Annotated in this window: 1 protein-coding gene; it reads right to left on the reverse strand. The window is 64.8% G+C overall.

Annotated features, from left to right (window positions below; all coding sequences use genetic code 11):
• Positions 1 to 33 precede the first annotated feature (33 nt).
• Positions 34 to 477, reverse strand: a 444-nt coding sequence (locus L3X40_RS22175; protein WP_237367481.1) for a transposase, incomplete at its 5' end; no start/stop codon positions are given.

Here is a 477-nt window from a genome sequence, read left to right on the forward strand (position 1 = left end):
ATCTGCACGCTAAGGGCGAACGGATGGCGAACATCACGCGACGAGCAGGGAACTGACGGCGCGAAGCGGCCGCAAGGCATCTGGATCGGGCTGATCGTCGACGTTCCAGCTATAGTCGCCAGTCAGCGAGATATGCTCCCAGCCCAATGGCGCGACGTGGCGCGCGATCTCGTCGGGCGTGCCGATGTCAGCCAGCGCCATTTCGAGATAACGGGTGTTCCACAGGATGATGGCGGCGACGAGCAGGTTGAGGCCGGATGCGCGATAGGTCTGGTTCTCAAACCGCCGATCGCGCAGTTCGCCGAGCTGGTTGAAGAAGAGCGCGCGGGCGAGCGCGTTGCGGGCTTCGCCCTTGTTGAGGCCCGCCTGGGTGCGCCGACGCAGGTCGATGTCGCGCAGCCAGTCGAGCATGAAGATCGAGCGTTCGAGGCGGCCAAGCTCGCGCAGCGCGAGGGCTAGTCCGTTCTGTCGCGGATA

The sequence above is a fragment of the Rhizorhapis sp. SPR117 genome, from assembly GCF_021742065.1.